Here is a 25761-nt window from a genome sequence, read left to right on the forward strand (position 1 = left end):
CGATATCCATGACCGAACTCCAAAAGTCAGCCTTGAATCTGATTTGCTCCTTCTTGGAAATCCCAAACCCTTAATTCGTCACCACAGCCTAGAGCGTTTCAGCGCTTCGGAGAATCGCCGAAACGCTCTAACTTTTTGTTTTTACGCAATTCCGGACGGAAAACCGCTTCGCACTTTTCCTGGAATTACTCTAGGCCAGCGTCTCCCCAAGCAAGGTCAGCAGCCGCTTCCAGTGCCGCTCGGCGCCGACCTCGTTGTAGGCGCCGTGGTCGGGAACGGTCCAGCCGTGACCCATGCCGACATAGTTTTCGATCGCATGGTCGACACCGCCGATGCGTAGCGCTTCGGCAAGGCGGGCGGATTGTTCCGGCGGGAAGCTGGTATCGACGCCGGCGACGCCGATATAGACGCGGGCCTTGATGTCGGCGGCGATGCGATGCGGGCTGTCCTCGGCGTCACCGGCGAGATTGCCGCCATGGAAGCTGGCGGCCGCGGCGATGCGGCCGGGATAGGATGCGGCCGCCGTCAGCGCGCGGGCGCCGCCCATGCAGTAGCCGACGACGCCGACCGGGCCTGTCGCGCCGGCGGCGGTCAGCGTATCGAGGAAGATAGCGCTGTCTTGCTTGGTCATTCCTTGCGTCGTGGCGCGCAGCATCGTCATGATCGCCTCGCGGGATGCAGGATCACCGAAGGCTGTACCGCTGAACGGGCCGTATTCGCCGAAGCGATAGAAGAGATCGGGCAGGAGCACGATGTAACCGGCGTCCGCAAGCCGCTGCGCCATGCCGTACAGCGATGGGCGCGGTCCCATGGCGTCCATGTAGAAAATGATGCCGCTTCGGGCGTCGATACCATTGCCGGGGCGGAAGAGGGAGGCCCTGGCGACACCATCTTCGGTCGTGATTTCGATATCCTGTTTCATCGTCGGGTTCCTTGCGATCATGGTCGGAATATTGTGCCCCCGGCTTGCGGGCAGTCTTGCAAATGGTTCGGCGGTGCTCAATAGCACCTTCCCGTGAAAGCGACAGGGTGGGCGCACCGGCGATCAACATCTCTTGAACTCCCGCCTCCGTGGCCGGTAGGCTAGTATTAGAGGCTGGGTATCGATGCCACCTGTCGAGGGAGGATGCGTTCCATGTCGTTTCGCCGAACGGTTCCGGCCCTGGCGCTGGCTGTTTCCCTCGTCTCGACGTTCGCCATGGCAGCGCCGCCGGAGCCGGGGGCTGGTGGCGGCAATAGCGGCGGCAGTGGACGCGCGGGCGTCCTCTCGCTGCTGCCGGCCGACGCGGTCAGCGATCATGTGCTGAATGCCGCGGGTGGGAGCATTTCCTATACCGCGACGGCCGGCACACTCGATCTTTTCGGCCAGGACGGCGAGCGCAACGCGGCAATCTTCTATACCGCCTATGTCGCCAAGGACCGGGGCAATGATCGGCCGATCACCTTCGTCTTCAATGGTGGGCCGGGGGCGGCTTCGGCTTTTCTCAGCCTCGGCCTTGTCGGTCCGCGCGTTCTGGATTTCGGCCCGGACGGCCGCGACGGCGCCAATGCCAGGCTCATCGACAATCCGCAAAGCTGGCTGGATTTCACCGATCTCGTGCTGATCGATCCGGTCGGCACCGGCTGGAGTCGCACGGTCAAGCCGGATGGCGCCAACGAGTTCTACAATATGCGTTCGGATGCCGAGAGCCTCGCAAAAGTCGTCGCGCTTTATGTCGCCCATAATGGCCGCGGCGCCTCGCCGAAATATATTCTCGGCGAAAGCTATGGCGGGCTGCGGGCGGCCAAGGTCGCCACCAGCCTGAGGGAGGATCAGGGAATCCTTATCTCCGGCATTGTCATGCTGTCGCCGCTGATCGAGGGACGGCTGGTCTTCGGCGCGAGCGAATTCGCGCTTGGCGCTGCGCTCGCATTGCCGTCGCTGGTCGCCGCCGAGATGGAGCGGCGCGATGTCTTCAGCGAAGAGGGGGTCAGGGAGGCGCAGGAGTTTGCGTTGAAAGACTATCTGCCCGCTCTTGCGGGGCCGCCGCCGTCGGGCGAGGCCGGCCGCGCCTTCTATGGGCGCGTGGCCAGCCTGACCGGCATTCCCGAAGATGTGGTCGCGAAGAACCAGGGCCTTATCGGCGGGGCCTATCGCAAACATTCCGATGGCGACGGCGCGGACGTCGTCAGTTCCTATGATGCTTCCTTCCTGGCGCCGGACCCCTATCCCGAATCGGAGGCGGCGCATGGCGGCGATCCCATCCTCGATGGTTTCGTGCGCGCCTATGGCGGTGCTTTTTCGGCTTATGCGCGTGATGAACTCGGCTTTCGCACCGATATGACCTATGCGCTGCTGTCGCGTTCCGTGAACGAGCAATGGAACTGGGGCGGGCGCAACGGCGGATCGCGGCTCACGGCCAGCGCAACGGACGATCTCAAGGAAACGCTGGCGCTGGTGCCGTCCTTCAGGCTCCTCGTGGCGCAAGGCTACAGCGATATCGTCACACCCTTCGGCGTCAACAAATATGTCCTCGATCATATGCCGGCGGCCTTTGCCGACCGCGTGGCGCTGAAGCTCTATCGGGGCGGGCACATGTTCTATACGCGGCCGGCTTCCCGCGCGGCATTCACCAGCGATGCCAAGACATTCTTCACGACGAGGCCGCAGGCAGCGGCACCGGCCGAGCAATCAAATTAGGTCTGCCGTCCGGCGTTTCTACGCTCAAGCATTCCTGGCGACCATCGCGAGGATCGTTTCGAACAATTCCTGCTTTGCCTCGGCGGCGGTGATGTCACCGGTCGCGGCGGCATAGGAGAGGGCTTCGGCAGCCCCAAGCATCGCCCAAAGGCCTGCGGAAGCAACGGTGCCTGCCTCGGCGAATGGGGCAAGGGCGGCCCGGCATTTCCCGATGAACACCACTTCATAGTCGCGCTTGAGCTTTTCAAGCTCCGGCGAACCGGCCAGAGCCGCGATCACGCCGGGGATTTCCCGCCCCTGTACAAGCACGCATTCGACATAGGCCGTTGCAATCACCGTTGCCCTGCCGGCGAGGGTTGGTTCACTTGCCTGAAGTGCCGCATCCATGACCGTCGTCTGCCGGATGTCGAAATCCTGATAGAGCGCGGCGAGCAGGCCGGGCCTAGTGCTGAAATGATCGTAAACCACGGGTTTGGTGATGCTGGCGCATTCGGCGAGGCGGCCGAGCGTCAGGGCTTCCGTGCCTTCTTCCCGGACGATCCGCCATGCGACGTCCAGAAGCTGGCGATGGCGCTCTTCCCGCGTCAGCCGGCGGCGCGGGGGTGAGGCGGCGGATTGTTCTCTGTCTTCAGCGCTTGACATTCTTATATACCAAAAGTAACTTACTAAAAGTATATAAGATGTTCCCCTTGTTCGCAATCATCTTTCAGGAGTTTTGCCATGCACGCGCTCATCGTTGTTGCGCATCCCGATCGCCAGTCGCTTAGCCACAGCGTCGCCGCGCAGGCGGCCGAAGGTGTGTCGCTGTCCGGCGACGGGCATTCCTTCGAGATCGCCGACCTGGCGGCGGAAGGCTTCGACCCGAGATTTACGGCAGCCGACATCGCTCTCCATTTGCGGGAGGCTGCCGCCGCGCCCGATGTCGCTGCCGAGCAGGCGCGGATCGATCGCGCCGATGCGCTCGTGCTGGTCTACCCCGTCTACTGGTGGTCGATGCCGGGGCTTCTGAAGGGATGGATCGACAGGGTGTTCACCAATGGCTGGGCCTATGACGAAGGATCGGACGGCAAATCGGTGAAAAGGCTTGGCCATCTCCGGGTTCATCTGATCGCCATCGGCGGGGCCAGCATGCGGACCTATGCGCGGCATGGCTATTTCGGCGCGATGAAGACGCAGATCGATCACGGGATTTTCGGCTATTGCGGGGCGCAGGTCGTAACCTCCGAGCTTCTGCTCGAGCCGGGCGCGTCATTCCAGGACACGCATCTGGATACGGCACGCGCCATCGGCCATGATCTTTTCAGGTCGCCTCGGCCGGCCGAGGCGGCGTGACGGCCGTGGCATCGAACAGCGTCTAATCGTGCTAGATCTGGAACAGATGCTTGATGCGGGCGCTCAGTGAGCTGACGGGAGCGCCGTTGACCAGCATGTCGCCGGCGCCGAAGAGATGGCGCTCGGCTTCGATGCGTTTCGACATGATGGCGCCCAGCTCCTCCGCCAGCGAGGGGCGATCGCGCAGCAGCGGCGCCAGACAGCTCTCGCCGATCTCGTAGGTGACGACGAAGGTCAAGGCCTTGATCGTGCCGACCTCGCCGGCGCCCATCAGCAGGCCGCCTTCGCCGAAATAATCGCCGGGAGCAAGCCGTGTCAGCTCGATCTGCCGCTGCCCTTCGCGGCGGCTGACGCTGACGACGCCGGAGCGCACGATGGTCAGGGCATTCAGGCGCGTGCCCTGTTCGGCAATCACGGTATCCTTGTGATAGGTGCGGCGTTGCATATGCGAGGCCAGATGCTCCTTTTCGTCCTCGGTCAGCGACGAGAACAGCGGGATGTTGTTGAGCAGCCGCCAGGGCGTGCCCGGATGCCGGGCGACTTCCGCCGCTTCCGTTTGCACCTCCGGCACCGCCATGATCGAGTCGGGACGACCGGCAAGCTTCAGGCCCCCCGCTTTCGAATGGCGATAGATGAGGTCATAGATCTCGTTCTTGGCGGCGGCGGTTTGCGATAGGTCGCGGACGCGGAAGCTCAGTTGCAGTTCCACGGCCTGGCCGTCCATTGCCTCCACCGTCACGCTGGGTTCGGGCGTCTTCTGGATCGTATTGCAGCTGATCAGCACGTTGCGCATCACCTCGGCGATGACGTTGGGCTGTGTGGTCGGCTGGACGCGGACAGTGATGGTGACGCCATGGCTCTCGTCGGGGCTCGACAGATTGGTGATTCGCGTCTTGGCGAGCGTGCTGTTCGGGATCACCACGAGATCGTTGCTACCGTTGAGCAGATGCGTAGCCCGCCAATTGGTCTCGACGACGCGGCCTTGGACATCGTTTTCCAGCACTACCCAGTCGCCGACCGAGTAAGGCCTGCCGAGGTTGAGCGCGATGCCGGAGAAGACGTCGCTGAGCGTGCTTTGCAGCGCCAGGCCGAGAATGATGGCGAAGACGCCGGAGGTGGCGATCAGCGTGCCGATCGGGACGCTGAAGACATTGCCGATAATGGAGAGGATGGCGCCGAGATAGATGATGCCGACGACGAGATCCTGCAGCAGCCGGCCCTCGCGCGGCTTGCGCTCGAAGATGAGGAAGAGGCGCACAGAGGCGATCAGCACCCAGGCGGCGTTGATCCACCAGACCATCTTGGCGAAGCCGGTGAAAATCCGCAGCGCCACCGTATCCTGCGGCGGGCCGGGCTCATAGGGTACGATGCCGTGGTAGAGCAGCAGCGCGGTCAGGCTGAAGAAGAAGGCGATCTGCCCGATCAGCCGCCCGGCGCGATGATGGCGCAGCAGGACGCGGCTGAAGACGGTGCCGACGACCACCAGAATGCAGAACTGGACGATGGGATCCGCAAGAAGCGCAATGGACATGAGGGGCCGTGGTCAGTCATTCGGATGGCCGGTAAATTGGCACGAACCGGCGCGCAATGCCATATGGCGATGACTGGCTCCGTCTGTCCAGGCTTGCCGATCTCGGGCATGGCTGCCGAGATCCATCTCGTTGGGCAGGACTTGATATTTAGATGACGATTATCATCTTACATCTGTCATTCCATCCTGCTATCTGCTTGCAACGGGCGCACCTCCCAGCGTCCCGGCATCATTCAAGGAATACCCATGACACAGTCTTTTGTGATTAGCGGCGATTTGCTGATCGGCGCGGATTCGACCGGCGACAACAAATCCATCCGTGCCATCAACCCGGCGACCGGCGCGAATCTGGAACCGGCTTTCGCGGTTGCCGGCGAAAGCGAAGTTTCGCGCGCCTGCGCCCTGGCGGAACGGTCCTTCGACACCTATCGCGCCACCACGCCGGAAGCGCGCGCGATCTTTCTTGAAACCATTGCCGACAAGATCATGGAGATCGGTGACGCGCTGATCGAGCGTGCCACCGAAGAGACCGGCCTGCCGGTCGCCCGCCTGCAGGGCGAGCGCGCCCGCACCGTCGGCCAGCTCAGGCTCTTCGCGCAAGTCGTTCGCTCCGGCGAATGGCTCGACCTGCGCGTCGATCCGGCCTTGCCGGAGCGCAAGCCGCTGCCGCGCGCGGATCTGCGCCTGCGCCAGATCCCGCTCGGCCCGGTCGCCGTCTTTGGCGCCAGTAATTTTCCGCTCGCCTTCTCGGTCGCCGGTGGGGACACCGCTTCGGCGCTTGCCGCCGGCTGCCCGGTCGTCGTCAAGGGACACCTTGCCCATCCCGGCACGGGCGAGCTTGTCGGCCGCGCCATCCAGGCTGCCGTCGCCGCCTGCGGCCTGCCGGAAGGCACCTTCTCGCTGCTGACGGGCGCCAATGAGACAGGTGCCGCGCTGGTGCGCGATCCCCGCATCAAGGCGGTCGGCTTCACCGGCTCGCGCGGCGGCGGTCTGGCGCTCGGTGCCATTGCCGCGGCCCGTCCGGAGCCGATCCCTGTCTATGCCGAGATGAGCAGCGTCAATCCGGTCTTCCTGTTCCCGGCGGCGCTGGCGGCGCGTGCCGAGGCGATCGGGACCGGCTTCATCGATTCGCTGACGCTGGGAGCCGGCCAGTTCTGCACCAATCCCGGCCTGGTCTTCGCCATCGACAGCCCCGACCTCGACCGCTTCGTCGATGCCGCCAGCACGGCGCTGACCGGCCGGGCGCCGGCACCGATGCTGACACCCGGCATCCACGCTGCCTTCGACAAGGGCGTCGCCGCGTTGGCGGAGCATGAGGCGGTCAAGACCGTTGCCCATGGTGCGCCGGCCGAAGGCGTCAACCGCAGCCCTGGCATCTTCTTCGAGACCGATGTCGCGCATTTCCTCGCCGACGAACGTCTTGGCCACGAGGTTTTCGGTGCCGCGAGCCTGCTGGTGCGTTGCAAGGATATCGACCAGATGATCGCCGTCGCCGAGAAGCTGGAAGGCCAGCTCACCGCCACGCTTCAGATCGAGGCCGGCGACCATGCCGTTGCCGCCAAGCTGGTGCCGGTGCTGGAGCGCAAGGCCGGCCGTATCCTCGCCAATGGCTGGCCGACCGGCGTCGAGGTCTCCCACGCCATGGTGCATGGCGGGCCGTTCCCGGCGACCTCGGACAGCCGCACGACCTCGGTCGGCACGCTCGCCATCCGCCGCTTCCTGCGCCCGGTTTCCTATCAGGATATTCCGGACGGCTTGCTGCCGGTTGAGCTGCGCGATGATGGCGTCAAGGGTCTGCCGCATCTGCTGGATGGCGTGCGCGGGGGCTATTAAACGAAGCTGGACTTTTGGAGGCGGGCCATTGGCCCGCTTCTTTTTTGTCGGATGTTATGCCGTCGAACCTTGCTGGCGGACTTCGAGATGCGCTCTGTAGAACTGGAGCAAGGGCTCCGCTTCGAGGTGGGACAGCTCGGTGGCGACGGCCTCTGCAGCATGTTCGGCTGGCTCGATGACGCGTTCGAACATGTCGGCTTCATAGGTCCTGACGGCCTTTTCCCAGTCGTCGCTTTCGAGAAGGTGGCGGGCGAGTTCCGCCGCGTCCAACATCGCAACGTTCACGCCGTCGCCGCCAAAAGGCGACATGACATGCGCGGCGTCGCCGAGGAGTGTTATGCCAATGCGGTTCTGCCAGTGGTGGCCGACCGGCAGAGCATAGATCGGTCGCGAGACGATATGGTCGTTGCTGGCTTCGACAAGCTTTACGATACTTGGTGCCCAGCCCTGGAATTCCGCGGCGAGACGTGTGCGGGCTTTCGCCGGTGAGGCAAAGTCGAACGTCTCGTCGGCCCAGTCGGTCGGTACGCGGAAGATCGCGTAGCCTCGGAGATGGGCGTTGCCGTTGCGTTGAATGGTAAGGCCTTTTCCGGCTGCCTTGATGTCAATCTTCCCGTGTCCGACAAATGCAGCGAGGTCAGGATGGCGGGTGTCGACATCGTCGATGCCAAATTCGATGAAGGTGATACCGCTGTATTGCGGGCGGTATGATGATACCAACGATCTGACCTTGGACCAGCTGCCATCGGCGCCGATGACGAGATCGAAGGGACCGATTGTTGCGTTTTCGAAGACCAGATCGTATGTGCCGTCGTCACGCGGGAGCACCTCGCGCAGGCTGTGGTTCCAGCAGATGATTTCTTTTGGCAGGGAGGCGAGCAGGATTTGTCGTAGCGCCGTACGGTCTACCTCCGGTCTTTCGGAATCACCGGCGTCGTCGTCAGCAAAAAGCAGCGTGCCGTCCTTGTCATAGATCCGGTTTCCTTGGTCCTCGTAGCGGGCGATCGTCAGGAATTCGTCGTAGAGGCCGGCACGGCGGAGCGCGAGTTGGCCGGATTCCAGATGCAGGTCGAGCGTTCCGCCCTGTGGCCGGGCGAGGGCATGTTCTTCACGTTCGAAGACGGTGACAGAGACACCGCCCTGATGGAGGATGCGAGCCAGCGTCAGCCCTCCAGGGCCGGCGCCGACAATGGCGATGCGGGGATAGGATGTCATGGACAAGTTTCTCACAATTTCGTACATAGGTACCTATATAAATTAACATAGGCACCTATGCAAGTGGTTCGGAAATGACAGATTGGGATTTGTTCGATACGCCAGGGCCGCTGATCAACATGGCGTCGCGCGCCTTTTCGCGTCTTGGCGAGCGCCGAGTGAAGGCGCTGGGCTTCAACATCGGTCAGTTGCCGGTACTTTATCTTTTAAGGGATGGAGCGCAGATGTCGCAGAAAGAGCTGGCGAAGTTTGCCAAGATCGAGCAGCCGTCCATGGCCCAGATGCTGGCGCGCATGGAGCGGGACGGATTGATCCGGCGCGCGCCCGATCCGACTGATGGTCGCAGCAGCTTCATATCGTTAACCGATGCGGCGATCGCCAAGCTTCCGGCCGCGCGCCAAGCCCTGGAGGAAAGGCGCGAGGCGGTTCTCGAAGGCTTCAGCAGGGACGAGGTTCAAACGCTGCTTCAATTGATGCGGCGCCTGAACGAGAATCTGGATCGGATGGTTGCCGAGGAGGATGCATCCTAGGCGCGCATTTGTCCGCACGCTTCGTATTTTCAGCGTTCAGATTTCGGCATAAACAATCCCCGTGAACGAGCCCGCGTGATGCAGCAGTTCGCGCTCGCCCGAGCCGTCGAGGCTGGCGGAATAGAGATTGCCGCCGATGTCGGTGAAGAACATGCGGTTGTTCGGCAGGTCGAGCGAGAGGCCGATGCCTTCGTCCAGACCTTCGAGAACGACCTCGGACGTTGCGGCGATATTATCCATCTCTGCGCGGTTGACGGTATTGCCACGCGGAAGGTTGCCGCGATCGGTCCAGTAGATCGCGCGGGTGGCGAGATCGAGCTCAAGGTCGATCGGCTCCGGCAACTTGTCCAGCAGGACTTCGATATCGCTGCGGTTCGTGGCGGTTTCACCCACGGGGATATTGATGCCGGCGCGGAAGATGCGACCGAGGCCGGCATCCGGCGGGCCTTTCTGCGTCCAGTAGATCTGTCCGAGCGGCAGGTCCAGCGCGATGCCGACGCACCAGCGTTCGATATCGGCGCTATCTTCCGGGCTGTCGCCGTTCTGCACCAGGGTCTCGATGTCACTGCCGTCGATGTTGGCGCGCATGACACGCATGCCTTCGCGGTCGCACCAGTAGAGCTTGCCGTTGTCGCGGTCCATCTGAATCTGCTTCGGCGTGACCAGCGTGCTGCCTGGCGGGATCAGGGTGATGTGGTTGCCGCCGTCGAGGTCCATGCGCTCGATGGAGCCGTCATGGGCGTTGTAGTCGGTGCCCATCTCGGTCCAGTAGATCCAGCCGTTCTCGCTGTCGACGAGGATGCCGTCCGGGCTGCGGCCCGGCCGCTGGACGATGAGTTTCAGATCGGTGCCGTCGATGGCGGAGGAAAGAATTCGGCCGTCGTTGATATCGAGGAAGAACAGCCTTTCGGTCGTGTCGGTGGAAGTGGCAGGCGTCCGTGCTTCTGCTTCAGACATGAGAGCATCCTTTCAAAGGGTCGGATCTGCGGATCACAGCGCGGCAATCATGGCATCGATCGATGACAGCATCATTCGTCGCGGCGATCATGAGGACCATCTGTTGCGCCGCAGCAAATATCAAGGGCGCAGATGTCGCGGCCGGGACGAGGCACCGTCAAATAACTGTCATCGGTCTGATATAAATCCCCGCCATTCCTTGGGGATGCCTGCCTCGAGGCAGGGATCTGACGCCTGAGGTGCATGAGATCATGTCGACGCTCCAGCAAATCGCCTTCAGGGCCGGCTGTTCGATCGCGACCGCCAGCCGGGTGCTGAACCGCAGCGGTCCGGCCAGCGATGAGATGGTGCGGCGGGTGCGCCGGGCGGCGGCAGAGCTTGGCTACCGCGCCGGTGGCCGCACCGGCAATGGGCGGCCGGCGATCGGCGTGCTGATCCCGAGCATCACCAATCCGGTATTCGCGGCGTCGCTGTCCAGCATCCAGAACAGGGCCATGCATGCCGGCCATAGCGTGCTGATCGCGCAGTCGAATTATGATCCGGCGCAGGAGGCCGATGCCGTGGCCTCGCTGCTTCAGCAGCAGCCGACCGGCCTGATCCTGACCGTCTGCGATCCCGAGCACAGCCCGGCGCTGTCCTCTGCCCTGCCACCGACCGTCTTGCTTGGCAATCTGCCGACGGCCCGCTTCACCGCCGCCGTCGCCACCGACAATTTCGGTGCCGGCCGGGATCTGACCGATCATCTGCTGAACAAGGGGCATCGCCGCATCCTGTTCATCTCCGGTCATTTTACGGCATCGGACCGGGCCAAGCTGCGCTATCTCGGCTATCTCAGGGCGATGTCGGCGGCTGGGCAGCAGCCTCTCGATGCCCTGGAAATCTCTTTCATCAGCAGCCTGGAGCAGCTCGATCTCTCCGATGCCGTCTCGCGTCTGCGCCCGACGGCGATCATCGCCTCCAACGATCTTCTGGCGCTCGGGGTAATGGGCGCGCTGCGGCGCCAGGGCCTCTCCATCCCGCGCGACATCTCGGTGGCGGGCTTCGACGGGATTTCGCTTGGCCTGCTGACGGAGGCTTCGCTGACGACGGTGGAGATACCGGATGGTACCATGGGGGCGGCAGCCGCCTCGTTGCTGCTCGACATGGCGGAAAACGCCGCGCCGCCGCGGCATCTGACCGTGCCCTACCGGTTGCGCGCGGGCGGGACGGTGCGGGATCTCACCCTTCGGTCGTGAGCAAATAGCCGCTTATGAAAACGCCGCCTCCCGAAGAGAGGCGGCGCAATCTTCAAACGAGATCGGAGCAATCAGCTGCGCGGCAGCAGGCCTTCGACGTCGGAAGCGGCGTCGTCGAGTGCTTCCTTCGGTTCGGCGGAGCCATCGACGATGCGCGAGAGGTTGTCGACGATGGTCTGGGTGACCTTGACGCCGTTGGAGCCGGGGAAGGCGTACCAGGGGATCATGACGGGCATCTGGCTGAGGCCTGCCTGGAACAGCGGGTTCTTCTTGTAGAAGTCGCCGAGATAGTCGGCCGACTTGGCGGCGAGTTCGTTGTTCGGAACATAGCCGGTGCCGGGAACGACGACCGAGGCGCCATAGGGGCCGGCGGCGAACTTGGCGAACTTCCAGGCGGCTTCTTCCTTGACCGGATCATGGGTCAGGATGACGACGGCATTGCCGCCCGTCGGCAGGCGGCCGTTGACCGGATCGATCAGCGGCAGCTTGGCGGTGCGCAGGTCGAATTTCGCGCCGACGTTCTTGATGGTGTTGACGAGCGCGCCGGTGGTCTGGAATTCGAAGCCGACCTTGCCGGCCGCGAAGGCCTGTTCGCCTGCAGCCTTGGTGAAGACGGGCATGCCGCCTTCCCTGACGAAGCGCTGGATCATCTCGACGGCCTTCTGGCCCTCGGGACCGTTGAAGGCGACCTTGCTCTCGTCGTCGCTCAGCATCTTGCCGCCGGCGCCGAAGAGGAGGGCGGAGAACATCCAGTCGTCGCCCTGCCAGCGGAAGTCCATGCCGTCGACGCCGTTGCCGAGCGCCTTGATCTTGCCGGCGAGCGCGATGACCTCATCCCAGGTCTTCGGCGGGTTGTCCGGGTTGCCGCCGGCAGCCTTCACCAGGTCGGCATTGTAGTACATAATCGGGTTGGAGGTCGCGAAGGCGAGGCCGACCTGCTTGCCCTTGACCTGGGCGAGCTTCAGGATCGTGTCCGAAAAGCCCTGCTCGGCCATGTTGCCCTCTTTCTTGACGAGGGGGCCGAGATCGACGGCGACGTTGCGCTCGTCCATCATGCGCAGGCGGTTGAGGCCGATGAAGGTGACATCGGGCATTTCGCTCGTGCCGGCCTGGCGCAGGATGGTCTGGATGCCTTCCTCATAGGTGGCCGAAGGCGCGGCGAACTGGATCTTGATATCAGGATTTTCTTCCATGAACTTCTTCGAGATCGTGTCCATCACGTTCTTGAAGAAGCCGGGCATGGGATAGTGAACCGTCAAGGTGGTTTCGGCGTAGGCCGGGACCGACACGACCATGGAAATGGCCGCGGCGGCGAGAATCTGGGTGATATGCTTCATCGCTCGTTCTCCGTTTTCGAATTTCGAACCGGTCAGCCCTTGAGACCGGTCATGGTGATACCCTCGACGAAACGCTTCTGCGCGAGAAGGAATGCCGCGACGAGGGGAAGGGTGATGATGAGGGTCGCCGCCATCAGCGCGCCGTAATCGTCGCCGGCTTCGGCGGCACGGAAATACATGAGGCCGAGCGGCGGCGTGGCGTAATCCTGCTTGCTGATGACGATCAGCGGCCAGTAGAGGTCGTTCCAGTGCGCGACGACCGAGAAGATCGCAAAGGCTGTGACCGCCGGCCAGGCATTCGGCACGATGACGCGGGCGACGATCCCAAGTTCCGACATGCCGTCGAGACGGGCGGCGTGGATCAGATCATCGGGCATGGCGCGGAAGAACTGCAGGAACATGAAGATCGCGAAGACCGAGATCGAGAAGGGTGCGACGAGAGCCGTATAGCTGTTCAAGAGCGACAGGCTGTTGAAGCCGACATAGAGCGGCAGCGCCGTTGCATGGATCGGGATCAGCAGGCCGAGCATGACCAGCACCATCATGGTGCGCGCCGCCGGAAACTTCAACTTCGCCATGGCATAGGCGCAGGGGATGGCAATCAGCACCTGGAAGAAGAAGATCAGGCCGCAGACGAGGACGCCGTTCATCAGCAGCCTGCCCATATCAACCTTGCTCAGCGCCTTGGTGATGTTCTCGATGTAGAAGAAATGCGTCGGGATCAGCCTCAGCGCCGAGGTGAAGATATCGTCCTGCGCCTTGCCGGCGGTCGAGATCATGAAGATGTAGGGCGCCAGGAAGACGAGCGAGCCGAGGATCAGGATTGCGAGGCGCAGGATGCGGCCGGGGGTGAAGCCTGTCGAGGTCATGTGTAATGCACCTGCCGGTCTTGGACGCGATATTGCAGGAAAGTCAGCAGCACGAGGATGGCGAGAAAGACCGTCGTCATCGCCGAGGCATAGCCGACGCGGAGATAGACGAAGCCTTCCTGGTAGATGGTGAAGAGCAGCACTTCGGAGGCATGGTTCGGGCCGCCGTCGGTCAGGGCCTTCACTGTGTCGAAGACCTTCACGGCGTTGATGATGCTGATCGTGGTGACGAAAAGCGTCGTCGGTCCGAGCATCGGCCAGGTGACGAGCCAGAAGCGGTCGAAGGACGACTTTGCGCCATCGACTTCGGCCGCGGCATAGAGCTCGCGCGGGATGGCGGTGAGGCCGGCGAGAAACAGCACCATGTTGAAGCCGACCGATTGCCAGACGCCGATGATCGACAGGCTGTAGAGCGCGGTCGCCGAGGAGCCGAGCCAGTTCGGGCCGCTGAGGCCGATCTCGGTCAGAAGCGCGTTGATCGGGCCGATGGTGGGATGGAAGAGATATTGCCAGACGGTCGCCATCGCGACGATCAGCGAGGCGACGGGCAGGAAATAGGCCGTGCGGAAGAAGCTGCGGCCGATGCCTTCGCTCTCGATCAGCAAGGCGACGCCGAGGCCGAGGACGATCGAGACCGGCGCGACGATGGCCGTATAGGTCGCCGTGTTCCACAGCGATTTTATGAAGGCGCGGTCGCGCAGCAGATGTGCGTAGTTCTCAAAAGCGACGAAGCGCAGGCTCTTGTCGCCGAGCTGGAAATCCGTGAAGCCGAGCACGACGACGGCGACGATCGGCACCAGGATGAAGAGCACGATCAGGATGATGGCGGGCAGGGCGAACAGCAACGCCGTACGGGCCTCGCTGCGTTCGCGTGCCGCTGCCGGCTGTAGTGGCAGGGAGGTGGCGGCAATGCTAGCCATGCGCCTTCTCCCGCGTGGCGTCGACGGTCGCGGGCCTCGCGCGCAGGCGGCGGCCGTCTTCGGCGAAGACCAGGGCCTGTTCGGCCGTGAGCGTCAGCGCAACCGGCATGCCGACCGAAAGACCGGCGACCTCGACCGGCGCGAGCTTGACGACCATGGTTTCGCCGATGGCGTCGAGTTTGGCGTAGAGGATGACTTCGGAGCCAAGGAATTCCATGCGTTCGATATGGGCGGCGAGTGAATCCTGCCGATTTTGAGTAAGACGCACGAATTCCGGGCGGATACCGAGCGTGACGTTGTGGCCGGCAACGCTGCCGTCTTCGAGCGCCAGCCGGATGCCGCCGAAGGCGACGATGCCGTTTTCGGCCAGTGCCGGCAAAAGGTTGATGCGCGGCTGGCCGACGAAGCGGGCGACTTCGACATGGGCGGGGTCGTCATAGATCGTCTGAGGAGAAGCGAGCTGTAGCAACTGCCCGCCGATCATGACGGCGACGCGGTCGGCCATCGACAGCGCCTCGGCCTGGTCGTGGGTGACATAGACTGTCGGCACACCGGCGCGGCGATGCAGGTCGACGATTTCGCCGCGGGCGTGGACGCGCAGGTTGGCGTCGAGATTGGAGAGCGGCTCGTCCATGAGGAAGACGGCGGGACGGCGGACCATGGCGCGGGCGAGCGCCACGCGCTGGCGTTGGCCGCCGGACATCTGGCCGGGCTTGCGGTCGAGCAGATGGTCGATCTTCAGCGAGACGGCCATGTCGCGAACATCGCGGATGATGCCGGCGCGGGCGGCGCGCTGGCCGGGGACGAGCGAGCCGACGAAGGGCAGGCGCTGGACGCGCGACAGGCGGCGCATGGCGAGCGGCACTGCAATGTTTTCCGAGGCCGTCAGGTGCGGGTAAAGCGCGTAGGACTGGAAGACCATGGCGATATTGCGGTCGGCCGCGGCAACGCCCGAGACGTCGCTGCCGCCAAGGATGATTTCGCCGCTATCGGCGTGGTCGAGGCCGGCGAGAATGCGCAGCAGCGTGCTCTTGCCGCAGCCGGACGGGCCGACGAGGGCGATGAACTCGCCGGGCTGAACGTCGAGATCGACGCCCTTGAGGATGGCGTTGCCACCGAAGGATTTGGCGATGCCGCGAAGCGAAAGCGCGCTCATTCGGTCGGCTCCTTCGCCTTGGGAGCTGCCTGCGGATAGACTTCCATGACGACGTCGTCGAGGAAATAGGCGGTCATGCCGGGAACGGCGACGAGTTCGGTCGATACGGTCTCGCCAAGCTCGTGGATGGCCGCGCCGATCAGCCGCTCGCCGGGCATTTCGCGTTCCATCGTGTCGAGGATGAAGGCGCCGGGCGGTGCCCAGACCAGGTTCGTGTCGTTGAAGCGGCCTTCCCAGGTCCAGTGCAGGTGGCCGCTGCCGAACAGGGCGACGTCATGGGCCGCGATCAGATCGTAGAGCCGGCGGCGCTGTGCCGGTCGCACGCTCCAGTAGCCGGTATCGCCCTCATCCGGCGCATCGACGAAGAGCGGCTTATGGGCAAAGAGGGCAATGCGGCGCTCGCCACGGCTTTCGAGCTTCTCCCGCAACCAGTCGAACTGTTTCTGCTCCTCGGCGTCCTCGAAGCCCATCAGCAGGCTGTTGAGGCCGAGCAGCCGCCAGTTGCCGACGTCCTTCGCCCAATAATCGGGACCGACGAGACGGCGCCAGCGCTCCAGCCGCTCGGGATTGACGGGTTGATAGGAGCCGGGCAGGTGGCCGACATCGTGATTGCCGGGCACGATGAGCATCGGCAGGGAGACCTGCCGCATCAGCTCCATGGAAAAGATGAGATCCGCGTCCTTGTCGGCGCCGTCGATGCTAAGATCGCCAGTGTGAACAACAAGATCGGCGCCGCTTGCCTCGATCCATTTCGCCAGCGGCTCCCAATTGCCGTTGAAATGCGGCTTGCTGGGGCTCAAATGGGTGTCGGTGATCTGGATGATCTTCAAGGCGCGTCTCCGAGGTCTTCAGAAGGGTGCGCCTGCAAAGGGATTGCCTCCAAAGCCGGCGCGTCTCTGCGCTCTCTTTAGAAGGCGGCCATGTCAGTTAGGTAACGGGTCTTTTCAGCTGTTTTTCAGTTTTGTCACATCATCGTCAAATGACGTCGATGGTTGTTATATATCCGGTCAGGACGTGATAGGCACGCGGCGCCGGTGATATGGATCGCTGCCGATAAGGAACAAGGATGTCAGACGAACAAAACCGCATCATCGCGCTCGAGGAGATGGTGGCCCATCAGGCAAAGACAATCGAGGAACTGTCCGATCAGGTGGCGGAGCAGTGGAAGGTGATCGAGCAGACACAGCAGAAGCTCGACCGGCTGACCGAACGCTTTCTGACGCTGGAAGAACAGACGCTCGACGCGCCGGCCATCACCAAGCCGCCGCACTACTGAGCGGCCGGCAAAAAAATTTTCGGGGCGATGGAATAAGATCGGCCCGGCGTCCGTATATTGGGGTATGGAACGCAAAGGACGGACATTCGACGTTTTGGGGCAGCTCGGTTCGCTGAGACGCTACGCCCGTTCGCTCGTCCGCAATGCGGATGATGCCGAGGATCTGGTGCATGATGCGCTGGTCAGGGCCTATGAGCGCAAGGCGTCCTTCCGGCGCGGCGCCAATCTGCGCACCTGGCTGCTATCCATCCTGCACAATGCCCATATCGACCGCCTGCGCCACAAGCGCTCGCTGGACCGGCGCCATGAAGAGGCGGCCGCCGAGTTCGAACCCGCGCTTCCGGCCTCGCAGGATCATGTGGTGCGCTTGAGCCAGGTTCGTGAAGCTTTCTTCAGCCTGCCGGAAGAGCAGCGCGAGGCGCTGCATCTGGTGGCGATCGAGGATCTTTCCTATCAGGAAGCGGCCGCCGCGCTTGGTATTCCTCTGGGCACGCTGATGTCGCGCATTGCGCGGGCCCGCGCCAGCCTCCGCAATTTCGAGGCGGCGCCCAAGATTTCGCATCTTCGGCTCATCGAAGGAGGCGGCAATGAAAACAATTGATCCGATCATCGATGGCGATCTGGATGCCTATGTCGATGGCGAACTGACGGTTGCCCGCCGCGTCGAGGTGGAATCCTATCTGTCGGAGCATCCGGAGATCGCCGCCAAGGTGATGGCCGACATGTGCATCCGCGGCGAGCTGCGCATGGCGCTGGCCGGCGAGGGACTGGCGGCGAAGGCGGAAACGCGGGAAGCGGCCCGCCGGCTCGAGCGGGGGCTCGCCTATGGCCGCGTGCTGAGTTCCTTTCAAAGGGTCGCGGCCGTCGCCATGCTGATGGCGACCGGCTGGGTCGCGCATACGTCCTTCGGCGCCTTCACGGCGCGCGAGGTCAATGCTTCGGTCCCGGCGCCGGCCTTCATCGACGACGCGGTGCGCGCCTATCAGGCAACCACGGTGCGCGGAACGATGACCTCGCAGCCGCTGCAGGCGGGCTACAATCCGGAAGAGATCCGCGCCGCAACCGCGATCGTCCTGCCGGAACTGCCGGAAGGCTGGCGCGTCACCGATGCGCAGGTCTATCCGTCCGAATTCGGTCCGAGCGTCGAAATGACAGTCGATGCCGGCGAGGGCGGGCATTTGTCGCTGTTTGCGGTCCGTCCGGGCAGTTTCGCCGTCCAGAAGGTCAGCCATGTCAAGCGCGACGACGTCCAGGCTGCCTATTGGCAGATCGGCGAGGTTGCCTATGCGCTGATCGGCAACGGCAAGGCGGCCCAACTTGATGGCGAGGCCGAAAAGCTCGCCCGTACTCTTTACTAGTTCTGAATCACAGGAGAACGACCATGAATCCGACCAATCCGCGATACGGCTACGGCGCCGACGCCGGCTCGCAGGCGCTCTTCGACGAAGGTCTGCGCAAGCACATGCTGCGCGTCTACAACTACATGGGCATCGGCCTGGTAGTGACCGGCATCGTCGCGATGATCGTCGGCACGACGCCGGCGCTGTATGTACCGATCTTCCAGTCGCCGCTGAAGTGGGTCGTCATGCTGGCGCCGCTCGCCTTCGTGCTGTTCTTCTCGTTCCGCATCCAGTCGATGTCGGCAAGCGGCGCACAGACGATGTTCTGGGCCTTCTGCGCCGTCATGGGCCTGTCGCTTGCCTCGGTGTTCCTGGTCTTCACCGGCACCAGCATCACGCGGACCTTCTTCATCGCCGCGACCATGTTCGGCGCGACCAGCCTTTACGGCTATACGACCAAGCGTGACCTTGCCAATATCGGCTCGTTCCTGATGATGGGCCTGTTCGGCGTGATCATCGCCAGCGTCGTCAACATCTTCCTCGGTTCCAGCGCGCTGCAATTTGCCATCTCGATCATCGGCATCGTGGTCTTCGTCGGCCTGACTGCCTGGGATACGCAGAACATCAAGGAACAGTATGCCGAGAACCACGATCAGGAGACCTCGCAGAAGCTCGCCGTCTTCGGCGCCTTGTCGCTCTACCTGAACTTCGTCAACATCTTCCAGCTCCTCCTGAACTTCACGGGCGAGCGGGAGTAACAGTCAACACGGCTTGGACATGATGCTATCCCCCGAAAGTTACTCCACTCTTTCGGGGATCATGCTCCGGGAATGCGTCCCCCTGGGGGTTTGTCGGGACGCATGAAGCGCCTGCGGTATCTGCGCCGATACCGCGGGCGCAACCTTTTTGAGGATATGGGCCGCGCTCTCGCGGTCGTTGATCCTAGAACGGAAACGGCCGGCAAGGTGCGCCGTAATATCGATCATCCTTCGCAGCGATCGTCTCCCTCCGCAGGCAGGGTGATCGCACATAAGGAACGGCTCATGGTCGATGGCTTGGTTCCTTCTTCTCCCCTCGGGGAGAAGATGCCCGCCCTTCGACAAGCTCAGGAGGGCAGATGAGGGGGTGGCGCGGCATCGGGACATTTGCCTTTCGCTCGCGCTCAAGCCATTCGAAGCTTTGCTTCGATCCCCCTCATCCGATCCTTCGGGCCACCTTCTCCCCGCTGGGGAGAAGGGTTTTCGGTGCTGATCCAGCTCATATGCGATTGCCCTGCTCCGTTGGAGAGGCGATCAAATATTACCACTCGGCGACGCTGCCATCCTCATGGCGCCAGACCGGGTTGCGCCAGCGATGGCCTTCCTTGGCGCGCTCGATGACATAGGCTTCGTCCACTTCGATGCCGAGGCCGGGCCCTTGCGGGATCGAGACGAAGCCGTCGGCATAGTGGAAGACCTCCTTGTTGGAGATGTAGTCGAGGATGTCGTTGCCCTTGTTGTAGTGGATGCCGAGGCTCTGTTCCTGGATGAAGGCGTTGTAGCTGACGGCATCAACCTGCAGGCAGGCGGCGAGCGCGATCGGTCCGAGCGGGCAATGCGGGGCCAGCGCCACGTCATAGGCTTCGGCCATGGCCGCGATCTTGCGGCATTCGGTGATGCCGCCGGCATGGCTGAGGTCGGGCTGGAGAATGTCGACATAGCCGTCCGACAGCACCGACTTGAAGTCCCAGCGCGAATAGAGGCGTTCACCCAAGGCAATCGGCGTCGAGCAATGGTTGGCGATTTCCTTCAGCGCCTCGCGGTTTTCGGAGAGTACCGGCTCCTCGATGAACAGCAGCTTGTAGGGCTCCAGTTCCTTGGCGAGAACCTTGGCCATCGGGCGGTGGACGCGGCCGTGGAAATCGACGCCGATGCCGACATAGGGGCCGATTGCCTCGCGGATGGTGGCGATGGTCTCGACCGCCTTTTCCACCTTGTCATAGGTGTCGACGATCTGCATTTCCTCGCAGCCATTGAGCTTGATCGCCTTGAAGCCGCGGGCGACGACGTCCTTGGCATTGTTGGCGACGTCGGAGGGGCGATCGCCGCCGATCCAGGAATAGACCTTGATCTTATCGCGCACCTGGCCGCCGAGCAGCGAATGGATCGACTGGCCGAGCGCCTTGCCCTTGATGTCCCACAGCGCCTGGTCGATGCCGGCGATAGCGCTCATGTGGACGGCGCCGCCGCGATAGAAGCCGGCGCGGTACATCACATTCCAGTGGTCTTCGATCAGGAAGGGGTCCTTGCCGATCAGATAGTCTTCCAGCTCATGCACGGCTGCCTGCACGGTGAGCGCGCGGCCCTCGACCACGGGTTCACCCCAGCCGGTGATGCCCTCGTCGGTTTCGATCTTCAGGAACATCCAGCGCGGCGGCACGATATAGGTCGTCAGTTTGGTGATTTTCATGGGAATGCTTCCGTTTCGGCTTTGGTCACATCAGCGGCGGCAGGCCGCGGATTTCGGGGTTCAGGTTCGATGTTTTTCCTTTCGCCCGCCCGCCGTTTCCGCGGCGAGGTCGCGGGCGGCGAGATCGAGCAGGCGGTGGGCGCAGTCGCGGGCGGCGGCGCGGTTGCGCAGGCGCAGTGCCTCCACCAGTTGGCCATGCACCGCAATCGCCTCGTCACGGCTGTCGGCGGCGACGTTCGAGGCGTGCAGGGCATATTTGAGGCCGGCATGGATGGCACTCGACAGGCGGCGGAACACCTGGTTGTGGCTGGCGCTCAACAGCAACGTATGAAACAGCACGTCAGCCTCGGTGAAGCCTTCCGGATCGTCGGCGCTGTCGCGCATCTGCCGCCAGGCCTGGTCGAGATCGGCGATTTCCTGCGCGGTGGCGCGCTCGGCGGCATATTCGGCCGCCACCGGCTCGATGGTGCGCCGTGCCTCGAGGATGCTGCCGAGAATATCGAATTCGGCGATATAGGGACCCATCCATTCGAGCACGTCCTGATCGAGGATGTTCCAGTCGTCCTTGTCGCAGACGGTAGTGCCGATGCGGGGCTTGCCGCGCACCAGGCCCTTCGATTCCAGGATCTTCAGGGATTCGCGGATGACGGTGCGGCTGACGCCATAGATTTCGCAGAGGTCGTTTTCGCGCGGCAGGGCCGAGCCGGCGGGATAGCGCTCGGAGCAGATGTCTTGGGCGATCGATGCGGTCACGTTTCGGCGCACGCGCGGGCGGCGTTCGGGCTGACCGGTCGAGCCGTGCTCCTGTCGTTCAAGCGCTTCCAATGGGTTTCTCTTCCCGCTCTATCCGGCATGTCTTTTCGGAGCATGCGCAGGCCTTCGTGCGGCTGGCCGCAGTTTCAAGCTCAAAAGGATATTACTACAATCATCATACAATGGCAATTCCTTGGTATGATGATTTGCCGTTGCGTGAATGTTGTGAGGGGCGCTGCCGTGGTGATCGCGGAATTTCGCCTCTTTTCCCGGATCGGCGGTAGCCACTGTAACGGCCTTGTCGCCTTCGTCGGGTAAAGCGCTATATTGCCGCTCGAGGCCGCCCGGCGGCGCCTCAAGCGATGCTTGCGGGAGGCAAGCCTTTTCCCGTGCCCAATCAACCCCAATTAACAATGAGGAGGACGACATGCAGATCAATCGCACAGGTTCGGCCCAATGGTCCGGCGGTCTGAAGGATGGCAAGGGCCAGATCTCGACCCAGAGCGGCGCGCTCAACCATTATCCTTACGGCTTCGCCAGCCGCTTCGAAGGCGTTGCGGGCACCAATCCAGAGGAATTGATCGGCGCGGCCCATGCCGGCTGCTTCACCATGGCGTTGTCGCTGATCCTGAATGAGGCCGGCTTCACCGCCGAGAGCATGGAGACGACGGCCAAGGTGACGCTCGAAAGCGTCGAAGGCGGCTTCGCCATCAGCGCGATCCACCTGACGTTGACGGGCAAGGTTCCCGGCGCCGACGCAGCCAAGTTCACCGAGCTTGCCAACAAGGCCAAGGCCGGCTGCCCGGTCTCCAAGGCGCTGGCCTCGGTGCCGATTTCGCTGGACGTTCGTCTGGCTTAGATCGATCCAGGCCATTGATCGCGCCAGGTGCGCTCAGCGCCTCCCTGATACCGGAGGCGCTGAGGCCGGGATGTCGTGGCGAGGGATGCTTTGCCGCCTCAGGAGCCGGCGATTTCCGGTTCGAGGCGTCGCTTGACGATCAGGGCGAGCGGCACCGTATAGAAAAAGTGCGACATGAAGCCGCCGATGACGACCAGCGGATCGAAATAGTTCGGATGATCCGTGGTGGCGACCATGATGGCCGCATGCATGACGACCCAGATCAGGACGGCATAGAAAAGCGCCACGAAGGTCGCCTCATAGCCTCGGCGCCGGAAATAGGGCCAGAGGTAGGCGAAGGCGATGCCCCAGACGAAGACGAAGAAGAAATGGATTGCCGTGCCGAGAAAATAGGCCGTCAATCCCAGGGATTCCTGAACGCCCTTGCCGAAAACGAGGCCGGTCGCGTTGCGGGGGATGCCGGCAAGCGGCATCAGATGCTGAATGCCGACCCAGACGATCGCTTCGTATATCCAGATCAGGACGCCGCCGGCAATTCCTCCGATCAGGCCTGCTTTTATGATCGAGGCGATGGCCGGTCCATCGGCGCGGCTCGTTCCCAGGCCCGCATTCCGGCTGATATTGCTGTAATTGGTGCTCATGCGCGATGTTCCTCCCTGTTCGTCCGCCTCGATTTCCGGCGCGGCCGCGCGATTGCGGGCGCAGGTATGCTCCTCCTCGGGAAGGCTCGGAAAGGCAAATAGGTGCGTCGAAAAACCTGACGAAGGCCGATGATGGGCCGCAGGCTGATCATCAGTCCTGTCACGGACTGCGCTCTCGACATTCGTCTCGCGATTCCGGCCATTCTCGCTTGAATGAGTAGGGAGGCTGCCATCCGGGCGCCAATTCAAATGGCTGGCGACCTCATAAGAATTGGCTATAATGCAGGCCATAAAGAGGGGCTGCGGGATCGCGCAAAGGGCCGGGTTTGCGCGCGAATTTTCAATCCCTCAAGGTGGCGCCGAACGGGGCTCGCCGCGAAACATGTCCTGCCAGAGGGAGATTGTTCGCATGTCCACACTGACCTTGATTCACGTCATCATCAGCCTGATTGCAATCCTTGCCGGTATCGTCGTCATACATGGATTGATTACCGTTCGCCGTCATGCGCGCTCGACGCTCGTCTACATGGTCACGATCCTGCTGACGAGCCTGACCGGATTTCTCTTTCCCTTCAACGGCGTGACGCCGGGTATCGTGTTCGGGATCGTCACCGTCCTGGTGTTCATTCCGACCGCGATTGCGCGCTATGGATTGCGGATGGCCGGCGTCTGGCGGCTCGTCTTCATCGCCGGCAGCCTGTTCATGCTCTACCTGAATTGCGTCGTGCTGGTCGTGCAGTCCTTTCAGAAGATCCCGGCTCTCAATGCGATCGCGCCGCTCGGCAACGAGCCGTCGCTTCTGGCGGTTCAGGTCGTTCTGCTCGTCGCATTCCTGATCGTCGGCTTGCTGAGCCTGCGCCGCTTCCGCCCGAACATCCTCGGCGCCTGACTGTTGACCGCCGTCGGCGAGCGATCGCTATCCACGGTTTCCGATTGCTTCAGATTGGGACAATTTCTTGACAGAGGACCGCTTTCGGTTTACGAGTGACGAAAATTGAAAATCGTCACTCGTAAACCGAAAGCAAGCCATGCTCGCTCTTTCCGACGTCAGCGTCGATCCGGCGCGTCAGGAAAACATCACGAAAATCCTCGATTCGGCTGAAAAGCTGTTTCGCCACTACGGCTACAGCAAGACGACGGTGGCCGATATTGCCCGCGATCTCGGCATGTCGACGGCGAATATCTATCGTTTCTTCGCGTCGAAAACCGAGATTCGTCAGGCGGTTTGCGGCCGGATGCTCGAGGCCAGCTATCAGATGGCGCTCGAGATTTCCCGTCGCCCGATCAGTGCTTCCGAGCGGCTGCGTATCTATCTCCATGCCCAGTATCAGCGGACGACCGAAACCATGCTCGTTCAGCAGACGGTGCATGAGATGGTCGTCGTCGCCATCCAGGATGACTGGCATGTCATAGAGAAATTTATCGATCGCATTCACGATTTGATTGCCGAGATTATCGCTGAGGGCATCGCTGCCGGAGAATTTCTGGAGCAAGATCCCTATGTTGCCTCGAAATGCTTCGGCGCGGCGACGCTCAACCTCTGTCATCCGCAGATGGTGGCGCAGTGTCTTGCCAAGCCGAACCGTGCCGAGCCAGAGGATCTGATCGAATTCGTCATCAGGGCGCTGAAGAAATAGCAGTCCGCGCGTCGAATGACCGGCGCGCAGTGCATCCGTTTTGACCGAGGAGAGCGACATGGTTTCGCTGAAGACCACCACGATACGATCCATTGCCGGCGCCGCGATCCTCGCCGCCATCGGCTTCACGCTTTCCGGTTGCAACGAGAAAAAGGAAGAGACGGCCGAAGTGATCCGGCCGGTCAAGGTGGTCGAGATCGCCCAGGCGGATACGACGCGCAAGCTCGACTATTCCGGGGCGGTCCGGGCACGCACCGAGATGAATCTCGGCTTCCGCGTCAGCGGCAAGATCGTCGAGCGCAAGGTGGATATCGGCCAGAAGGTCAAGCCCGGCGACGTGCTCTCCCGCATCGATGCGACTGACTATGTGCTGGCGGTGCGCCGCTCGCAGGCGGATCTCGACTCGGCCGAGAAGCAGGTGCAGACGACGGCGCTCGCCCGTACGCGCGCCCAGCAGCTCTTCGACAAGAATGTCGGATCGAAGTCGCAGCTCGAACAGGCCGAACTGTCCAACGATCAGGCGGTCGCGACGCGGGATTCCGCGATCTCCGCCCTGGCGGAAGCCAAGAACCAGGTGGCCTATGCCGACCTGACGTCGGACATGAACGGCATCGTGACGACGGTCAATGCCGATGTCGGCCAGGTGGTCAGCTCCGGCACACCCGTCATCACGGTCGCCGTCGACGGCGAGAAGGAAGTGCTGATCGCCGTGCCGGAAATGGATATCGCGCAATTCAAGGTCGGCAAGGACGTCAAGGCGCGCTTCTGGTCCGACGCGGCCCTGGTGCTCGACGGCAAGGTCCGCGAGGTCTCGGGCAGCGCCGATACGCAGTCGCGCACCTTTGCCGTCCGCGTCAGCGTACCGAACGATCCGCGCGTGCTGCTCGGCATGACCGCGACCATCGAGGCCTTGGCCGACAACACCCAGCCCTATGTTTCCATTCCGCTGAGCGCACTTGCCCAGAAGGACGGCCAGCAGATCGTCTGGCTGGTCGACCGCGGCGCCGCCACCGTGCATGCCCGCGGCATCAAGGTCGCCGATTTCGCCGATGACGGAGTTCGCGTCGCCGAGGGCCTCAAGGCAGGTGACGTCGTCGTTGCCGCCGGCACGCAGTTCATGAGCGAAAACATGAAGGTCAAGCTGCCGGATACCGTCGGGCAGCAGGCCGCCGCCAATGCCGCCCCGGCGGCCGATATCGTGCGCTGATCGCA

At 62.7% G+C, this 25761-nt stretch carries 26 protein-coding genes; 13 read left to right on the forward strand and 13 right to left on the reverse strand.

The window, feature by feature from the left end; genetic code table 11:
- Positions 1-190: 190 nt before the first annotated feature.
- The gene (locus tag FHX11_RS19080; protein WP_184359484.1) at positions 191-922 is read right to left on the reverse strand and encodes a dienelactone hydrolase family protein; all 732 of its coding nucleotides are present in this window, start codon (positions 920-922) and stop codon (positions 191-193) included.
- 213 nt (positions 923-1135) lie between these two features.
- On the opposite strand from FHX11_RS19080, the gene FHX11_RS19085 reads away from it, so the two are divergent.
- Positions 1136-2680, forward strand: coding sequence for a carboxypeptidase (locus FHX11_RS19085; RefSeq protein ID WP_184359486.1), 1545 nt, complete (start codon positions 1136-1138; stop codon positions 2678-2680).
- Positions 2681-2704: 24 nt separating this feature from the next.
- Here FHX11_RS19085 and FHX11_RS19090 read toward each other — a convergent pair whose 3' ends face one another.
- The gene (locus FHX11_RS19090) at positions 2705-3322 is read right to left on the reverse strand and encodes a helix-turn-helix domain-containing protein (protein WP_184359488.1); all 618 of its coding nucleotides are present in this window, start codon (positions 3320-3322) and stop codon (positions 2705-2707) included.
- A 78-nt stretch (positions 3323-3400) separates the two neighbouring features.
- Here FHX11_RS19090 and FHX11_RS19095 point away from each other — a divergent pair, with 78 nt between their 5' ends.
- Complete coding sequence (locus FHX11_RS19095) at positions 3401-4012, forward strand: NAD(P)H-dependent oxidoreductase (RefSeq protein WP_184359491.1); 612 nt, start codon at positions 3401-3403, stop codon at positions 4010-4012.
- Between the two features lie 31 nt (positions 4013-4043).
- On the opposite strand, the gene FHX11_RS19100 is transcribed toward FHX11_RS19095, so the two are convergent.
- A complete protein-coding gene (locus FHX11_RS19100) occupies positions 4044-5543 on the reverse strand; it encodes a mechanosensitive ion channel family protein (RefSeq protein WP_184359493.1) in 1500 nt (499 codons plus the stop codon).
- A gap of 246 nt (positions 5544-5789) precedes the next feature.
- On the opposite strand from FHX11_RS19100, the gene FHX11_RS19105 reads away from it, so the two are divergent.
- Positions 5790-7376: an aldehyde dehydrogenase (NADP(+)) gene (locus tag FHX11_RS19105; protein ID WP_184359495.1), complete on the forward strand. Its 1587-nt coding sequence runs from the start codon at positions 5790-5792 to the stop codon at positions 7374-7376.
- Positions 7377-7430: 54 nt separating this feature from the next.
- Here the strand turns inward: FHX11_RS19105 and FHX11_RS19110 are convergent, their stop codons facing one another.
- Positions 7431-8591 (reverse strand): NAD(P)/FAD-dependent oxidoreductase, encoded by a 1161-nt coding sequence (locus tag FHX11_RS19110; RefSeq protein WP_184360620.1) that lies wholly within the window; start codon positions 8589-8591, stop codon positions 7431-7433.
- A gap of 74 nt (positions 8592-8665) precedes the next feature.
- Between FHX11_RS19110 and FHX11_RS19115 the strand changes: the two genes are divergently transcribed.
- Complete coding sequence (locus FHX11_RS19115; RefSeq protein WP_184359497.1) at positions 8666-9121, forward strand: MarR family transcriptional regulator; 456 nt, start codon at positions 8666-8668, stop codon at positions 9119-9121.
- Positions 9122-9157: 36 nt separating this feature from the next.
- On the opposite strand, the gene FHX11_RS19120 is transcribed toward FHX11_RS19115, so the two are convergent.
- On the reverse strand, positions 9158-10078 hold the full coding sequence (locus FHX11_RS19120) for a 3-hydroxyacyl-CoA dehydrogenase (RefSeq protein WP_184359499.1): 921 nt from the start codon (positions 10076-10078) through the stop codon (positions 9158-9160).
- Between the two features lie 251 nt (positions 10079-10329).
- Here FHX11_RS19120 and FHX11_RS19125 point away from each other — a divergent pair, with 251 nt between their 5' ends.
- The gene (locus FHX11_RS19125) at positions 10330-11313 is read left to right on the forward strand and encodes a substrate-binding domain-containing protein (RefSeq protein ID WP_184359501.1); all 984 of its coding nucleotides are present in this window, start codon (positions 10330-10332) and stop codon (positions 11311-11313) included.
- A gap of 71 nt (positions 11314-11384) precedes the next feature.
- Here FHX11_RS19125 and FHX11_RS19130 read toward each other — a convergent pair whose 3' ends face one another.
- From FHX11_RS19130 to FHX11_RS19150, 5 genes are read right to left on the reverse strand one after another with little or no spacing between them, the layout of a single operon-like run.
- Positions 11385-12650 carry an ABC transporter substrate-binding protein gene (locus FHX11_RS19130; protein ID WP_184359503.1) on the reverse strand — a complete coding sequence of 422 codons (1266 nt, stop codon included), beginning with the start codon at positions 12648-12650 and terminating at the stop codon, positions 11385-11387.
- A gap of 32 nt (positions 12651-12682) precedes the next feature.
- Complete coding sequence (locus tag FHX11_RS19135) at positions 12683-13519, reverse strand: carbohydrate ABC transporter permease (RefSeq protein WP_184359505.1); 837 nt, start codon at positions 13517-13519, stop codon at positions 12683-12685.
- On the reverse strand, positions 13516-14439 hold the full coding sequence (locus tag FHX11_RS19140; RefSeq protein WP_184359507.1) for a sugar ABC transporter permease: 924 nt from the start codon (positions 14437-14439) through the stop codon (positions 13516-13518). Before FHX11_RS19140 ends, FHX11_RS19135 begins: the two co-directional genes overlap by 4 nt.
- Complete coding sequence (locus FHX11_RS19145) at positions 14432-15595, reverse strand: ABC transporter ATP-binding protein (protein ID WP_184359509.1); 1164 nt, start codon at positions 15593-15595, stop codon at positions 14432-14434. Before FHX11_RS19145 ends, FHX11_RS19140 begins: the two co-directional genes overlap by 8 nt.
- On the reverse strand, positions 15592-16425 hold the full coding sequence (locus tag FHX11_RS19150; protein WP_184359511.1) for a metallophosphoesterase: 834 nt from the start codon (positions 16423-16425) through the stop codon (positions 15592-15594). Before FHX11_RS19150 ends, FHX11_RS19145 begins: the two co-directional genes overlap by 4 nt.
- A gap of 236 nt (positions 16426-16661) precedes the next feature.
- On the opposite strand from FHX11_RS19150, the gene FHX11_RS19155 reads away from it, so the two are divergent.
- The 4 genes from FHX11_RS19155 to FHX11_RS19170 all read left to right on the forward strand — a co-directional run bounded on the left by FHX11_RS19155 (position 16662) and on the right by FHX11_RS19170 (position 18969).
- Positions 16662-16871, forward strand: a complete 210-nt coding sequence (locus FHX11_RS19155) for a SlyX family protein (RefSeq protein WP_184359513.1) — start codon at positions 16662-16664, stop codon at positions 16869-16871.
- Positions 16872-16935: 64 nt separating this feature from the next.
- Entirely contained in the window at positions 16936-17472 is a 537-nt protein-coding gene (locus FHX11_RS19160; RefSeq protein ID WP_184359515.1) for a sigma-70 family RNA polymerase sigma factor, read from the forward strand.
- Positions 17459-18229, forward strand: a complete 771-nt coding sequence (locus FHX11_RS19165; protein WP_184359516.1) for an anti-sigma factor — start codon at positions 17459-17461, stop codon at positions 18227-18229. Before FHX11_RS19160 ends, FHX11_RS19165 begins: the two co-directional genes overlap by 14 nt.
- Before the next feature lie 23 nt (positions 18230-18252).
- Entirely contained in the window at positions 18253-18969 is a 717-nt protein-coding gene (locus FHX11_RS19170; protein WP_184359518.1) for a Bax inhibitor-1/YccA family protein, read from the forward strand.
- Positions 18970-19510: 541 nt separating this feature from the next.
- Here FHX11_RS19170 and dgoD read toward each other — a convergent pair.
- Together dgoD and FHX11_RS19180 are read right to left on the reverse strand one after the other, a co-directional pair.
- Positions 19511-20659 carry a galactonate dehydratase gene (gene dgoD / locus FHX11_RS19175; protein ID WP_184359520.1) on the reverse strand — a complete coding sequence of 383 codons (1149 nt, stop codon included), beginning with the start codon at positions 20657-20659 and terminating at the stop codon, positions 19511-19513.
- Positions 20660-20719: 60 nt separating this feature from the next.
- Complete coding sequence (locus FHX11_RS19180) at positions 20720-21484, reverse strand: FadR/GntR family transcriptional regulator (protein ID WP_184359523.1); 765 nt, start codon at positions 21482-21484, stop codon at positions 20720-20722.
- A gap of 355 nt (positions 21485-21839) precedes the next feature.
- Between FHX11_RS19180 and FHX11_RS19185 the strand changes: the two genes are divergently transcribed.
- The gene (locus FHX11_RS19185; RefSeq protein WP_184359525.1) at positions 21840-22271 is read left to right on the forward strand and encodes an OsmC family protein; all 432 of its coding nucleotides are present in this window, start codon (positions 21840-21842) and stop codon (positions 22269-22271) included.
- Positions 22272-22369: 98 nt separating this feature from the next.
- On the opposite strand, the gene FHX11_RS19190 is transcribed toward FHX11_RS19185, so the two are convergent.
- Positions 22370-22912 carry a hypothetical protein gene (locus FHX11_RS19190; protein WP_184359527.1) on the reverse strand — a complete coding sequence of 181 codons (543 nt, stop codon included), beginning with the start codon at positions 22910-22912 and terminating at the stop codon, positions 22370-22372.
- A gap of 409 nt (positions 22913-23321) precedes the next feature.
- Here FHX11_RS19190 and FHX11_RS19195 point away from each other — a divergent pair, with 409 nt between their 5' ends.
- From FHX11_RS19195 to FHX11_RS19205, 3 genes are all read left to right on the forward strand, one after another.
- Positions 23322-23801 carry a hypothetical protein gene (locus FHX11_RS19195; RefSeq protein WP_184359529.1) on the forward strand — a complete coding sequence of 160 codons (480 nt, stop codon included), beginning with the start codon at positions 23322-23324 and terminating at the stop codon, positions 23799-23801.
- 139 nt (positions 23802-23940) lie between these two features.
- Complete coding sequence (locus FHX11_RS19200; RefSeq protein WP_184359531.1) at positions 23941-24549, forward strand: TetR family transcriptional regulator; 609 nt, start codon at positions 23941-23943, stop codon at positions 24547-24549.
- Between the two features lie 58 nt (positions 24550-24607).
- Entirely contained in the window at positions 24608-25756 is a 1149-nt protein-coding gene (locus tag FHX11_RS19205; RefSeq protein ID WP_184359533.1) for an efflux RND transporter periplasmic adaptor subunit, read from the forward strand.
- The last annotated feature ends 5 nt before the right edge of the window (positions 25757-25761 follow it).

The organism is Rhizobium sp. BK602, from assembly GCF_014195095.1.
GTDB lineage: Bacteria > Pseudomonadota > Alphaproteobacteria > Rhizobiales > Rhizobiaceae > Rhizobium.